Source organism: Pseudomonas sp. SDO5591_S426 (assembly GCF_054070755.1).
In genome coordinates, this window is sequence record NZ_JBSVXD010000159.1 from 1 (window position 1) to 13,730 (window position 13,730).

The window sequence follows — 13,730 nt, forward strand, 5'->3', positions numbered from 1 at the left end:
CGCTATTACCACCCGGATACCGGACGTTATCTGACACCGGATCCGGTGAAGCTGGGGGGAGGACTCAACCAGTATCGGTACACGCCCAATCCGACGGGGTGGGTGGATCCGTTGGGGTTGAGTGGGAATTGCCCGGGGGCGAGTAAGCCAGGATGTCAGACGCCGGATGGTGTTTCTGGCGCTAAGGTTAATAAGGGAAAACCCAATGCGCCCTCTCCATCCCCAAAAAATCGTTACTTGTATCGGGGAGACTCACGAGAGTCTTGGGAGATTTTTGAGGCCGGATTTGAACCTTTAGGAGAGAGTATGGATATCTTTTTACACGCACGGGATAACCGAAACCCTCCAAGCTTTTTTGTCAGTACCTCCACCTCCGAAACGGAGGCTATAAAATTTGCAACCGGTCACGGGTTTGAAGACGGGTTCGTTTATGCAATAAAAAATATTCGTGGGATAGATGTAAACAAAAAGCTCGGCGTTCTTTCACCTCACAGAAGAGAGGTTGAAATTGCTATGCCGGGAGGAGTAGAGAGCAAAGATATTCTCGGTGTCACCCCTGTACGTGCCGATGGCAGCTACGAAGGTTATTCAATCCCTAACCCGAATAGGAAGTGGCCATGAAAACCATAGAAATACCGACTACAACCCATGGGGTAAGACAAAGGGCTGTGATCGAATGCGACCGACAAGAGCGGACGCTAACCTTCGTCATGGAAAATGGCTCACGCAAAACATACACAGCTCAAGATCTGTATGAATGCCTCGGGCTCTTACGAGCCGACTTTCCAGAAACAAAATTCTTATGCAAGGGAGCCAAACTCAACGTTCACCCATCGAGAATGTCATCACAAATGTCTGCCGGGTTAGTGGCCTATGAGCTTCATCTTGGAAGACCAAGCGAGTTGGAGGATTCGATTAACATTTTCGACTATGAAGAAGCAGACATCACAAATGATATTCAGCAACAAAGGGATTTCTACCAATGCTGGATTGACTCTTTGAAGCAATAAGCAGGATGTGCCTGAGTTGCGGATAGCGCCCTAGCATGGGGTGCTAGGGGTCGAGTTACGCCCCCACCTACAACACACAAAAAGCCCAGCAACAGCCGGGCTCGAAAAACTCATAATCCATATCAAACTAACCACCCGCCTTTCCGTCTGTACTCCCCGAAGTCCCACCACTCCCTTCCGAACTACCTGATCCTCCAGACCCACTCCCAGAGTCGCTCCCAGAGTCGCTCCCCACCGAACTCCCACCACTCATGGACCCGCTTCCTGACCCCGGGCTGGTGCTGCTCCCGTTTGCATCACCACCATTCCCACCACCAATCGACCCCGGCGGTAGTGCATTCTCAGGCCCAGAGCCCGCATTCATTTCCGTAGACGGCGGCATCCCGCCCTTGTCGACGGGTGCGTCGCTGCCGGAATACGCCGCAAATGAACTCAGCGACAACAATCCGGCCACCGTCAAAGCAGTCAATGTCGACCTGTTCATGACGAGTCTCCTTTGAAAGTTGCTTACCTGACTTCTGGCACCAGTCACTTTTCAAGGGTGCCGCTCAATCGACGAGCGGCAGCGCGACAGAGGGCGATTCAACTGGGCTCGCCGGAGCAATCCTTGCCGGCAATGTCCGGATCGTCAGGGGTCGCCTCAACATCAGTGCGCTTCACGTCGTCGTTGGGCACTTGCTCTACGCCTGCATCATCGTCTGGTGGACGCTGGTCGCGACTCAAGGGGTCAGTCGGTGAAGGCAACGGATATTCCGGGGTTTCGTCGATGTCAGTGTCTTTCGGGTCAGCATTCATCATGCACCTCTCAAAGAGCCTGAAAAGTAGGCCCTGATCTTTCGAGAAAGGTGCAACGTGGAGGTTCGATCAGAAAGACAACCGGTTAACTAGACCGAAGACTCAGTTAGTCGTCTTCTCCGTCATCGTCCTCTTCTTCAAACTCAAGGTTTCCGACGTCACCCGCGTCATCGGAATCGTTGAGCGGCACTGTCGCGTCATCCATCAAAGAACCCGGGTCTTCATTGCCTGGATCGTTGATGAACGGCAGCCCGCTCGGACCTTTTTGTTCCTTGCCTTCGGTTTCCGGGGTCATGGTGTGCCTCACTTAGTCAGGATGTATAACTGCGACCGAATCAGTGATGTTTGTTTTTATGCTTGTTCTTGTGTTTATGACCGCCACCGGAATGGGAGCTACCGTTGTCGCTTCCCAAATTGTTGCCGACTGCACCACCCGCCGCCCCGCCAAGGCCTGCGCCAATGGTCGAACCCGTGGAGCCACCGAGGCTATTGCCGATCACTGAGCCACCCGCCGAGCCCAGGCCACCGCCCACTGCCGCTTCTGTGCGGCTGCCCTTGGGCGCGCCAACTGCGCTACCCGCCGCACCGCCGACACCGGCGCCAATCGCCGCACCTGTGCTGCCACCCATTTGTCCACCGACCACATTACCCAGCGCACCGCCCAGACCACCGCCGACCGCCGCGGTGCCGTCGCCGGCCGCCATGGCCAATTGAGAGAGGAACACTCCAAAAACAAATGCGGGCAACGTCAAACGTCGATTTGTTGCTTTGCGTTTGGTTTTCGGGTTCATGGCACGCCTCACTTCTTCAGGGGTATGCAAGATTTGAGGCGATGCCCCGAGAAACGTTCAACAACGAAAAAGCCCGGCATATAGCCGGGCTCTTCTAAATGATCAATCTGATCAGTGACGCTTGTGACCTTTGGCCAAGTTGCTGCCGACGCCGCCGCCCAGTGCGCCGCCCAGGCCTGCACCAATAGTCGAGCCGGTCTTGCCGCCCAGGCTGTTGCCGATCACCGAACCACCGGCAGCGCCAACGCCACCGCCGATGGCAGCGCTGGTACGGTGGCCTTTTTTGGCAGCAACGGCACTGCCTGCTGCGCCGGCTACACCAGCACCAATGGCTGCACCGGTGCTGCCGCCCATGCTCTGGCCTACAACGTTACCCAGCGCGCCGCCCAAACCGCCACCAATGGCGGCAGTGCCGTCGCCAGCCATTGCACCTTGTGCAACCAGAAGACCCAGAACCAGAGCAGGCAGTGTGAAACGCATGACAAAAACCTCAAAAAATAGGGGTGTAAACAAAAGGGACGAGATTGAATGCTTTAGAGGAGAAAAAGTCCAGACATGCGCGCGCTCAACCTCGTTGTTGGCGACGGTTGGACAGCGTTTATGGAAAAGGTTTTATCGCAGGCAAAAAAAAGCCCGCTGGGGAACGGGCAGGGTGTTGCTTCTAACGGATGAGTTGAGCCTACGCAGGGCCTTGTGAAAACTTTGTGAAAACCATTTGGGTTAAATATTCATTCACACAATCCATCGCGCACAAAAAACCCCGTTCGATGACGGGGTTCGCTTGCAGGTCCATTACTTCTTGACCGGGGCCGATACCTTGGGAAGAAATTTGCCCTTCAGCACCCGGCACGCCCGGGTCTTGATCTTGTCGACCTCGGTCTGGTCCTCACCGAAACTGGCCACATATTCAGTCTGGCCGCACTGCACGAAATTGTTGATCGGAAACTCTGCGCCGTCGTCCTCGATATACGGATCAGCCATCTCATCACCCCTCTCAAAAACGGGATCGACACCGGCAAGCCCTATTTGCCCGAAATAATATCGATCACCAAGGATTTTGAGACTAGCCGGTCATTACTGGACTTGCCGTTCAGATTGTCCAAAGCCCGACGAGTGGCCCATCTCTGGATCAGCGCAATTTGACCGCCGTCCCCGTCACAAATACCACCACCATCCCGCCCTTGCCGGCAGGCATGCTGATCTCAAAATCGAGGCCCACCACTGCATCCGCCTGAAGTGTCCGCGCCCGTTCCTTGATCTCGTCAGTGGCCTGCTCACGCGCTTCCTTCAACGCACGCTCCAGCGTCTGCGAACGCCCACCGAAGATGTCCCGCATCCCGGCGAACATATCGCGGATGACGTTGACCCCCTGCACCGACTCGGCGCTGACGATGTCCAGATAAGCCGTAATCTGACGGCCTTCGACCGAATGGGTTGTGGTCGTGATCATTGGATTTCCTTGCTGTTCAGATAGTGAGCCAACGCATCAAACGCCGGCAATGTAACGGGATCATTGGCCGAGTTGCCGGCAATCGGATGCGAGGCGTAGCGGACAATCACCATCTCAGCCTGCGGGTCGACATAGATTCGTTGCCCATGAACGCCCCGCGACATAAACGCCCCGCCCTCCTTGTCCGTCACCCACCACATCGACCGGTAACTCCAGCCTTTCAACAACTCATATCCCGCCTGAGCGAAAGCCTGTTTGTCGCCGCGTTGGCGAGCGAGGGTGCAATGCATAACAGGACAGCGAAAATGGGAGTGACAATCCGCAAATAGCGGAGTGAAGACGGGATATGGTATCGATTCCGTTCGAAGCGTAGGCATTAGAGGAGTTTGACCAACAGCGCAGTGACAGTCGCCACTGTACCAATCAAGCCAGTGGCTACGGAGACCGGGTACCAGAAAGTTTCCCGGGTCATCTTGCCAGCTTCAGCGTTCAGCTTGCGCTGTTCAGCCATCAGCCATCAGCTTGAGGATCTCGACATGAATCTTTTCCAGCTCCGCCTGCTTCATGGTGAGTTCCTGCATTCCGTGCGCGTATCCGTTCGGGTGAACGGGCGCAAAACGCCCCCCCTGCGAAAACGTATCAATGAAGCGCCGAAACCTGTGAAAGCGCCTTAACACTTGGCTTTCCAACACACCTTCCCACACGTTGATCCAACGTCCTACATCAAATTCGGAAGCGCCTTCGCATGTAAGCCCAAGAAATCGCAGCAGCCTAAACAACAAAACCCCTGGCTTCTTTCGAAACCAGGGGTTTTGTTTACATCGAATTTGGCGGTGAAGGAGAGATTCGAACTCTCGATACAGTTTCCTGTATACACACTTTCCAGGCGTGCTCCTTAAGCCACTCGGACACTTCACCGTATCTCTTCAAACATGTTCTGTCTGTCGAGGCGCGCTAATGTAGTCGAAAGCTTTTCTGATGGCAAACATTTTTTTCAGAATTTTCATGCGGTTAACGCGATTAGCAGAATGCCCTTGCTCAAGGACATGGCAAACCGGCCAATCTCCGGCTTCGCGCCGGCTTCTATATAGAGGGCAATTCGCCGCTGGCGTGGCGAGCTACGCTTGCCGGGCGGGGAAAGGGTGACTGGCGGGTCAGTCACGGCGCTTTACCTGGCCTGTGGCGGTGGGTAACTTCTGCCCAACTTTATTGAAAGGAATAGCGTCATGAGTGAGTTGATTTCCTACCATCTCGAAGACGGTATCGCGACCCTGACCTTGAGCAATGGCAAGGTCAATGCCATTTCTCCAGACGTGATTTCGGCGTTTAACGCTGCGCTGGATCAGGCCGTAACTGATCGTGCGGTGGTGATCATTACCGGTACGCCTGGGATTCTCTCGGGCGGGTACGATTTGAAAGTGATGACCTCCGGTCCTAAAGAGGCCGTGGCGCTGGTCACGTCCGGCTCGACGCTGGCCCGTCGCCTGTTGTCGCATCCGTTCCCGGTGATTGTGGCTTGCCCAGGTCATGCGGTGGCCAAGGGTGCGTTTCTGCTGTTGTCGGCTGACTACCGCATCGGTGTCGACGGCCCGTTCAGCATCGGTCTGAATGAAGTGCAGATCGGCATGACGATGCACCACGCCGGTATCGAATTGGCCCGTGATCGCCTGCGCAAGTCGGCGTTCCACCGCTCGGTGATCAATGGCGAGATGTTTAACCCGCAGAGCGCGGTGGATGCCGGTTTCCTTGACGTGGTGGTTTCGGCCGAAGAGCTGCAAGGTGCAGCGCTCGCCGCAGCGCGTCAGTTGAAGAAGATCAACATGACTGCACACAAGAACACCAAGCTGAAAGTCCGCAAAGCGTTGCTGGATACCCTGGACAACGCAATCATCCAGGATCAGGAGCATTTGGGTTAAGCCCAAAGCTGCGTTAGCGAAAAGCCCGACCGTCGTGTCGGGCTTTTTCGTACGTACGTCGATGAAAAGCCTGTAACCGCTCTAGAACGCGTCTGACCCATCAGTTGGAAACATGTGCTTAAACATCGGCCATCTCCCGCCTCTGTAGCGGCAATTGCTGAAAACAGTGCACATCCGTACACTGCGCCACCTTTTGTCCCGGTGGGGCCTGAAAATGCTGTTTGCTTTACGTATGTCATTGATGGGCCTGCACTTTATTTTGGCAGGGGTACTGGGTGTAATTCTCGGCCTGTGCCGCCCGTTCAATCCGGACAACAGTCGTTTGTGCGCACGCCTCTACGCGTGGCCAGCCATGTGCATTTTGCGTTTGCGCGTGAAGGCCGATGTCGGACCGTTGATGAATAAGCCCGACAGTTGCGTGATCATCGCCAACCACCAGTCCAACTACGATCTGTTTGTATTCGGCAACGTCGTGCCCCGCCGCACCGTGTGTATCGGCAAGAAGAGCCTGAAGTGGGTGCCACTGTTCGGTCAGTTGTTCTGGCTCGCCGGTAACGTGTTGATTGACCGGGGCAACGCGCAGAAGGCCCGTCAGTCGATGTTGACCACCACCCACACCCTGCAAAACGAAGACACCTCGATCTGGGTGTTTCCCGAAGGCACGCGCAATCTGGGCGAAGAGTTGTTGCCGTTCAAGAAAGGTGCTTTTCAGATGGCCATCGCAGCAGGCGTGCCGATCGTGCCGGTGTGTGTCAGCAGTTACGTCAAACACATGCGATTGAACCGCTGGCGCAGTGGGAAAATTCTGATTCGCTCGTTGCCGGCGATTCCTACTGTGGGTTTGAGCCTCGATGACATGCCGATGCTGATTGCCCAATGCCGCGAACAGATGCGTGAATGCATCGCTTCAATGGACCGGCAACTGCAAACTGCTTGAAAGAAACCCGCCCTGTGCGGGTTTTCTTTTGCCAGTGAACTGCGCAGATTTCACTGACTCTCAAGCAGCAGACAAGGCTAAGCTGAGCACTGCCTGCCACGGCCTTCTTTAGAATTAGAACGCGACCAATAAAAGCTGCCGAGAAGTGAACCAAGACCATGGGTAGAGTTGTTGCTGCTGCGGTTTACAGCGCTGGAAAGAAAGTCACCAATATCACCCTCGACGAAGGCGCGGCCTGGGCGGCAAAGCCTGGTCACTTTGTCTGGATCGGCCTCGAAGAGCCGAACGCAGAGGAACTGTTCAATCTGCAACGACAGTTCAACCTGCATGAACTGGCCATCGAAGACGCCCTGGAAAAACACAGCCGGCCAAAGCTGGAAACCTTCGGCGATGCGCTGTTCATCGTCACGTATTCGCCAATACGCGAAGACGGCAAACTCAAGTTCATCGAGACCCATATTTTTGCCGGTAACGGCTACATCATTACCGCACGCAACGGTCATTCGGCGTCCTACGCCTACGTCCGCCAGCGTTGTGAGGCACGTCCGCTGTTGCTGGAGCACGGGGAAGATTTCGTACTCTATGCCATCCTCGATTTCGTGATCGAGAACTACCAGCCCATGGGTGAAGCGATCCACGCCGAAATCGACGAATTGGAACGCAACGTCATGTGCGGCTCCCTGAACGAGCGCGACATTCAAAAACTCCATAGCCTGCGCCGCGATGTATTGCGCTTGCGCCGGTTTGCAGCGCCGATGGTGGAAATCGGCGAGGAACTGCAAAAGTTGAGCTTTCCATTCATCGACAAGAACATGCGCCCGTATTTCCGCGATGTGCAGATTCATGTGACGCGGCAAATGGAAGACCTGACAACCTTGGCCGATATCGCCAGCCAGACCATCGAGGTCGGGGTGTTGCTGGAGGCGTCACGTCAGAGTGTGGTGCAGCGCAAATTTGCCGCGTGGGCGGCGATTCTGGCGTTTCCGACGGCGGTGGCGGGGATCTATGGGATGAACTTCCAGAACATGCCTGAGTTGACCTGGCATTACGGGTATTTCGCGGTGCTGGGATTTATTACGGTGGGCTGTGTGGGTTTGTGGGCAAGTTTCAAGAAGTCGGGTTGGCTTTAGAGCCACGCTCCCACAGGTATCGCGATATGCCCGTGGGAGTGAGGTGTTAGCTGATTAAACGGTTTCTGGCTTGTGCGCCACAAACCGCATCATCCACTCGGCCACCGTGGTGCCGTGGTGTTCACTGCCCAGACTGGCGATGCCTTTCGAGTAGATCTGCTCACCCAGTGCTTGCTGGCGAATTTCCAGCAAGGCGCGGGAATAGTCGTGGATGAATTCCGGGTGGCCCTGGAAGCACAGAACTTGATCGTTGATGTGGTACGCGGCGAACGGACAGAAATCACTGGAGGCAATGACCGTGGCGTTTTCCGGCAACGCCGTGACCTGATCCTGGTGGCTGATCAACAGGGTCAGCTCTTCGCGCACCGGGCTCATCCACGGCGCCTTGGCCGCGAGTTTGTAGCTGTGAGTGCCGACGCCCCAGCCTTGGGTCGCCCGCTCGCTCTTGCCGCCCAGTAACAGCGCCAGCAACTGATGGCCGAAACACACGCCCAGCAGCTTGTCGCCACGCTCGTAACGGGTCAGCAGGTATTTCCTGAGGGTTTCGATCCACGGATCAGTACCGAAGGAATCGGCCTTGCTGCCAGTGACCAGGTAGGCGTCGAAGGTCAGGTCATCGCTTGGATAGTCACCCTGCACGACGTTGTAGATGGTGAATTCAGCGGCGATGGGTTGCTGCGAAAACAGGTGCTTGAACATCTGCCCGTAGCCCTGATATTGGTCGACCAATTCCGGACGCAGGTTGTCGGTTTCCAGAATGCAGATGCGTAACGACATAAAAAATACCTGACACGTGATGGGAATAATGCACACCCCAGAGCCTGCCTTGAAACACGGTATCAAGGCAAGCCCCACGGTGCGTCAGTTGTCCCTTAGAACGCCTCCCCTTTGGCAGCTTTCTCCAACAACAGCGCTGGTGGCGCGAAGCGCTCGCCGTATTGCCCGGCCAGATACTGGGCGCGGGCGACGAAGTCCTTGACCCCGTACTGATTGATGAACTGCAGCGCACCGCCGGTCCAGGCGGCGAAGCCGATGCCGAAGATCGAGCCGACGTTGGCATCCGCCGTCGAGGTCAGCACGCCCTCCTCCACGCAGCGCACGGTTTCGATGGCTTGCACGAACAGCAGGCGATCACGCACATCTTTTGCCGAGATCTGTCCGTCAGCCTTTTCGAAGCGGGGTTTCAGTTCCGGCCATAAATGTTTTTGAGCGCCAGCCGGGTATTCATAAAAACCACCCCCGGCAGCCTTGCCCGGACGCTTGTACTCGTTGAGCAGCAAGTCAATCACGGCGAACGCCGGGTGCTCAATCAGCTGTTTCCCTTCTGCCTGCAGGTCTTTGGCCGTTTGCTGGCGGATATGGCTCATCAGGCTGAGGGAAACTTCGTCAGAGATCGCCAGAGGCCCGACAGGCATACCGGCCTTGCGCGCTTCGGTCTCGATCATCGGCGCACTGACGCCTTCGCCCAACATGGCGATGCCTTCATTGGTGAACGTGCCGAACACCCGTGACGTGAAGAAACCACGGCTGTCGTTGACCACGATCGGGGTTTTCTTGATTTGCAGGACGAAGTCGAACCCGCGAGCCAGGGTTTCATCGCTGGTATTGGCGCCCTTGATGATTTCCACCAGCGGCATTTTTTCCACGGGGCTGAAGAAATGCAGGCCGATGAATTTGCTTTGGTCCGGTACTGCCGACGCCAGTCCGCTGATCGGTAGTGTCGAGGTATTGGAGGCGATCACCGCGTCCGCGCCGACTATTTTTTGCGCTGCCAAAGACACCTTGGCCTTCAGTTCACGGTCTTCAAACACCGCTTCAATGATCAGGTCACAGCCTGCCAGGTCGGCATCGTTTTCAGTGGGATGAATGCGTGCGAGCACGGCTTCTCGCTGCTCAATGCTCATTTGGCCGCGAGCGACTTTCTTGTCCAACAGCGCCGCCGAGTGCGCCCTGCCCTTCTCGGCTGCCGCGAGGTTGACGTCCTTGAGCACCACGTCGATACCGGCCGATGCGCTGACAAAAGCGATGCCCGCGCCCATCATCCCGGCGCCGAGCACGCCGACTTTCTTCGTCACATAAGGCGCGAAGCCTTGAGGGCGAGATCCACCGGCATTGATTTCGTTGAGCTGGAACCAGAAGGTGCCGATCAGGTTTTTCGAGACCTGACCGGTGGTCAATTCGGTGAAGTAGCGGGTCTCGATCAAGTGCGCGGTGTCGAAATCCACCTGTGCCCCCTCGACCGCCGCACACAGGATTTTCTCGGGAGCAGGCATCGTGCCTTGGGTTTTACTGCGCAGGATGGACGGCGCAATCGCCAGCATTTGTGCAACTTTCGGATTCGATGGCGTGCCACCGGGAATCTGATAGCCCTTCACATCCCAACGCTGCACAGCCGTCGGATTGGCAATAATCCACGCTCGCGCCTTGGTCAGCAGCTCTTCACGATCCGCCGCCAGTTCATCGATCAATCCCGCCTGCAACGCCTGTTGCGGGCGGACTTTTTTACCTTCGAGCAAGTACGGCAGGGCTTTTTCGAGGCCGAGCATGCGCACCATGCGCACTACTCCGCCGCCGCCCGGCAGCAGGCCAAGGGTCACTTCCGGCAGGCCGAGTTGCACCGATGGATTGTCCAGCGCCACCCGATGATGGCAGGCCAGGCAGATTTCCCAGCCGCCGCCGAGCGCAGCGCCGTTGATCGCCGCGACCACCGGTTTGCCGAGGGTTTCCAGGGTGCGCAGTTGCCCCTTGAGGGTCAGCACCATGTCGTAAAAGGCTTTGGCTTCGGGTTTTCCGACCTTGATCAGCTCATTGAGGTCGCCGCCGGCGAAGAAGGTTTTCTTGGCCGAGGTGATGATGACGCCAGCGACGCTGTCCTTGTCGGCTACAAGACGGGCGACACAGTCAGCCATGGCCTCGCGGTACACCGCGTTCATGGTGTTGGCACTCTGGCCCGGCATGTCGATGGTCAGGACGACGATCTGGTCCTGGCCTTTTTCGTAACGAATGGCTTGGCTCATAAACAGGTTCCTTGAAGTCCGGGCTCAGAGGCGTTCGATGATGGTGGCAATGCCCATGCCGCCGCCGACACACAAGGTCGCGAGGCCATAGCGCAGGCGCCGGTTTTCCAGTTCATCGAGCAGGGTGCCGAGAATCGCGCAACCGGTCGCGCCCAGCGGGTGGCCCATGGCGATGGAGCCGCCGTTGACGTTGACCTTTGTCGGGTCGACGGCCATGTCCTTGATGAACTTCAACACCACGGAAGCGAAAGCCTCGTTGACTTCGAACAGGTCGATGTCTTCGACCCGCAGCCCCGCCTTGACCAATGCTTTGCGAGTGGCTGGCGCGGGGCCGGTGAGCATGATGGTCGGGTCAGTGCTGGTCACCGCCGTGGCGACGATTCGTGCCCGTGGTTGCAGGCCCAGCGCCCGGCCCTTGGCTTCCGAGCCGATCAGCATCAACGCGGCGCCGTCGACGATCCCGGAACTGTTGCCGGGGGTGTGGACATGGTTGATCCGCTCGACATGGCTGTAGACCCGCAGCGCGGTGGCGTCGAAACCCATCTGCCCGATCATTTCAAAACTCGGCTTGAGTTTGCCCAGGCCTTCCAGGGTCGATTCGGCGCGAATGAACTCATCGTGATCGAGCAGGATGATGCCGTTCTGATCCTGCACCGGCACCAGCGACTTGTTGAACGAACCGTCGGCCCGCGCCCGCGCGGCTTTTTGTTGCGAGTGCAGCGCGTAGGCATCGACGTCCTGACGGCTGAAACCCTCGAGCGTGGCGATCAGGTCGGCGCCTACGCCCTGCGGGGTGAAATGGCTGTTCAGGTTGGTTTCCGGGTCCAGCGCCCATGCCCCGCCGTCGCTGCCCATGGGCACTCGTGACATGGACTCGACGCCGCCGACCACCACCAGGTCTTCGAAACCGGAGCGGACTTTCATAGCGCCAAGGTTCACCGCCTCCAGCCCGGATGCGCAGAAACGATTGATCTGCACGCCGGCCACGCTGACATCCCAATCGGCTACCTGAGTCGCCGTTTTGGCGATGTCCGAGCCTTGATCGCCGATGGGCGTTACACAGCCGAGCACAACGTCATCGACCTGGCTGGTGTCGAGAGCGGTTCGTTGTTGCAGCGCCGTGAGCAACCCCGCCACCAGGCTCACCGGTTTGACGCTGTGCAAGGCGCCATCGGCCTTGCCTTTGCCACGGGGCGTGCGTAATGCGTCGAAAATCAAAGCTTGGGTCATGACGTCCTCGAACCGCAGTGCAGGTGAGTAAAAACACAGCCCTCACTCTTGGGCCAGAGCGCAATGGATTCAATGACCGCAGCGCTCATCGGCATTGACGGTCACGCTCAGACGGACGGTCGTTAATGGCTCGGTGAACCGGTTCAGGACACGCAGGTGTCTAGCAAAAGGCCGCCCAAGAAGCTGGCAATAGGCCTCATGCCTTTTTAATAGCATCCAGCAAGAACACCATACTAAATGGATCTAAACCAAGCGTGACGCGGGCTCTAAGGTGAAGGTGTACGAAGTTGTCGTCGGGTTTTGCCGAGGCGCTCGTCCTACAGGAAGTGCAACGTTTGCCGTCATGGAGATGGGCAGGCAGGCATCAGGAAATAACAAAAAGAAGGCGGTCAGCCATGTTCAAACAATCGAAAGTTCGTCAAGCCGGGCTCATTCTATTCGCCACCACACTGTTGTTGATTTTGCCGAACCTGACCAAGGTGATCGGCTAGTCGGTCCATAAAAATACGGTTCCAGGGATTTTTATCGCCACGTTAAAAATGTGACTGGCTCGCTACCCGGGCCAGCGTGGCTGTGCCAACCTTTACGGCACTTCCACGACATGGACGGCGATCATTTGAAAACGCTCATTCTGTTTGGGGCCTTGCTGCTCGGCACGCCCCTTTATGCCGCACAGCTGAACCTTGAGCTGGGCGCGAGCAGTCGCACCTGGCAGACCGAGGAGTTGCTCAAGCACCCTCAGATCCAGACCATCACCATTGCCAATGACGTTTCCTATAAACGGGACATGAGCTACCGCGCCGTGCCCCTGGCCGCACTGTTGACCGGCGTTCACCCCGACGAACACCTGCAAGCTGTTGCGCTTGATGGTTTTGCCGCCGAATTGTCGGCTGCGCCACTGCTCAACTCCCAGGGCGCACGCGCCTGGCTGGCCATCGAAGACCCCGCCAAGCCTTGGCCGCCATTGTCAGAGGGCAAACACAGCGCCGGGCCGTTTTATCTGGTCTGGACCGATCCACGGGCGGGCAATATCAGTCCGGAACAATGGCCGTTCGAAGTCGCCAGCATCAAGCGCATGGCGCCGGTGGCCGAGCGATTCCCTGCCCTGCTGCCCGATCCTGCATTGAAAGCCGATGACCCGGTGAACAAGGGTTTTGCGCTGTTCCAGAAGAACTGTCTGGCGTGCCATCGATTGAACGGCGCCGGGGATTCACAGTTCGGGCCCGACCTGAATATTCCGTACAACCCGACCGAGTACTTCGGCACGGATTTCCTCAAGCGCTACATTCGCGATCCGCAGAGTTTGCGCCAATGGCCGCAGGCGAAGATGCCGGGGTTCTCGGCTGAAGTGCTGCCGGATGAAGATCTGGGGATGTTGGTGGGGTATTTGAAGCATATGGTTGGGCGCAAGGTTAAGCCCTGACACGGGATTCCCTGTAGGAGCTGCCGCAGGC

General features: G+C 57.1%; 15 protein-coding genes, 1 tRNA gene and 2 pseudogenes. 6 read left to right on the plus strand and 12 right to left on the minus strand.

Annotated features, from left to right (window positions below):
• Together ACW9JC_RS23490 and ACW9JC_RS23495 are read left to right on the plus strand one after the other, a co-directional pair.
• On the plus strand, window positions 1-621 hold a 621-nt coding region (locus ACW9JC_RS23490; RefSeq protein ID WP_457457942.1), incomplete at its 5' end, for a scabin-related ADP-ribosyltransferase.
• Window positions 618-1,010 carry a hypothetical protein gene (locus tag ACW9JC_RS23495; RefSeq protein WP_457457944.1) on the plus strand — a complete coding sequence of 131 codons (393 nt, stop codon included), beginning with the start codon at window positions 618-620 and terminating at the stop codon, window positions 1,008-1,010. The genes ACW9JC_RS23490 and ACW9JC_RS23495, both read left to right, overlap by 4 nt.
• Window positions 1,011-1,592: 582 nt before the next feature.
• Here the strand turns inward: ACW9JC_RS23495 and ACW9JC_RS23500 are convergent.
• From ACW9JC_RS23500 to ACW9JC_RS23540, 9 genes and pseudogenes are all read right to left on the minus strand, one after another.
• Window positions 1,593-1,805 carry a hypothetical protein gene (locus ACW9JC_RS23500; RefSeq protein ID WP_448106894.1) on the minus strand — a complete coding sequence of 71 codons (213 nt, stop codon included), beginning with the start codon at window positions 1,803-1,805 and terminating at the stop codon, window positions 1,593-1,595.
• A gap of 106 nt (window positions 1,806-1,911) precedes the next feature.
• Complete coding sequence (locus tag ACW9JC_RS23505; protein ID WP_338585518.1) at window positions 1,912-2,100, minus strand: hypothetical protein; 189 nt, start codon at window positions 2,098-2,100, stop codon at window positions 1,912-1,914.
• Between the two features lie 40 nt (window positions 2,101-2,140).
• On the minus strand, window positions 2,141-2,596 hold the full coding sequence (locus tag ACW9JC_RS23510) for a glycine zipper domain-containing protein (protein ID WP_457457946.1): 456 nt from the start codon (window positions 2,594-2,596) through the stop codon (window positions 2,141-2,143).
• Between the two features lie 111 nt (window positions 2,597-2,707).
• A complete protein-coding gene (locus ACW9JC_RS23515) occupies window positions 2,708-3,076 on the minus strand; it encodes a hypothetical protein (protein WP_034150136.1) in 369 nt (122 codons plus the stop codon).
• Window positions 3,077-3,388: 312 nt separating this feature from the next.
• Window positions 3,389-3,577, minus strand: a complete 189-nt coding sequence (locus ACW9JC_RS23520) for a hypothetical protein (RefSeq protein ID WP_338585516.1) — start codon at window positions 3,575-3,577, stop codon at window positions 3,389-3,391.
• A gap of 148 nt (window positions 3,578-3,725) precedes the next feature.
• Window positions 3,726-4,046 (minus strand): YbjQ family protein, encoded by a 321-nt coding sequence (locus ACW9JC_RS23525; protein ID WP_338585515.1) that lies wholly within the window; start codon window positions 4,044-4,046, stop codon window positions 3,726-3,728.
• A pseudogene (locus ACW9JC_RS23530) lies at window positions 4,043-4,318 on the minus strand (6-aminohexanoate hydrolase); the annotation flags it as partial. The pseudogene ACW9JC_RS23530 and the gene ACW9JC_RS23525, both read right to left, overlap by 4 nt.
• A gap of 104 nt (window positions 4,319-4,422) precedes the next feature.
• Window positions 4,423-4,612, minus strand: a pseudogene (locus ACW9JC_RS23535) (hypothetical protein).
• 262 nt (window positions 4,613-4,874) lie between these two features.
• Window positions 4,875-4,964, minus strand: a tRNA-Ser gene (locus ACW9JC_RS23540).
• Window positions 4,965-5,272: 308 nt separating this feature from the next.
• Between ACW9JC_RS23540 and ACW9JC_RS23545 the strand changes: the two genes are divergently transcribed.
• The 3 genes from ACW9JC_RS23545 to ACW9JC_RS23555 all read left to right on the plus strand — a co-directional run bounded on the left by ACW9JC_RS23545 (window position 5,273) and on the right by ACW9JC_RS23555 (window position 8,029).
• A complete protein-coding gene (locus tag ACW9JC_RS23545; protein ID WP_416130494.1) occupies window positions 5,273-5,962 on the plus strand; it encodes a crotonase/enoyl-CoA hydratase family protein in 690 nt (229 codons plus the stop codon).
• A 214-nt stretch (window positions 5,963-6,176) separates the two neighbouring features.
• Complete coding sequence (locus ACW9JC_RS23550; protein WP_457457949.1) at window positions 6,177-6,899, plus strand: lysophospholipid acyltransferase family protein; 723 nt, start codon at window positions 6,177-6,179, stop codon at window positions 6,897-6,899.
• 158 nt (window positions 6,900-7,057) lie between these two features.
• On the plus strand, window positions 7,058-8,029 hold the full coding sequence (locus tag ACW9JC_RS23555; RefSeq protein WP_338585503.1) for a magnesium and cobalt transport protein CorA: 972 nt from the start codon (window positions 7,058-7,060) through the stop codon (window positions 8,027-8,029).
• A gap of 54 nt (window positions 8,030-8,083) precedes the next feature.
• On the opposite strand, the gene ACW9JC_RS23560 is transcribed toward ACW9JC_RS23555, so the two are convergent.
• From ACW9JC_RS23560 to ACW9JC_RS23570, 3 genes are all read right to left on the minus strand, one after another.
• Window positions 8,084-8,806 (minus strand): amidotransferase, encoded by a 723-nt coding sequence (locus ACW9JC_RS23560; RefSeq protein WP_338585502.1) that lies wholly within the window; start codon window positions 8,804-8,806, stop codon window positions 8,084-8,086.
• A 95-nt stretch (window positions 8,807-8,901) separates the two neighbouring features.
• On the minus strand, window positions 8,902-11,046 hold the full coding sequence (locus tag ACW9JC_RS23565) for a 3-hydroxyacyl-CoA dehydrogenase NAD-binding domain-containing protein (RefSeq protein ID WP_457457951.1): 2,145 nt from the start codon (window positions 11,044-11,046) through the stop codon (window positions 8,902-8,904).
• A gap of 24 nt (window positions 11,047-11,070) precedes the next feature.
• On the minus strand, window positions 11,071-12,276 hold the full coding sequence (locus ACW9JC_RS23570) for an acetyl-CoA C-acetyltransferase (RefSeq protein WP_457457953.1): 1,206 nt from the start codon (window positions 12,274-12,276) through the stop codon (window positions 11,071-11,073).
• 601 nt (window positions 12,277-12,877) lie between these two features.
• Here ACW9JC_RS23570 and ACW9JC_RS23575 point away from each other — a divergent pair.
• Window positions 12,878-13,699, plus strand: coding sequence for a c-type cytochrome (locus ACW9JC_RS23575; RefSeq protein ID WP_457457955.1), 822 nt, complete (start codon window positions 12,878-12,880; stop codon window positions 13,697-13,699).
• Window positions 13,700-13,730: the final 31 nt, after the last annotated feature.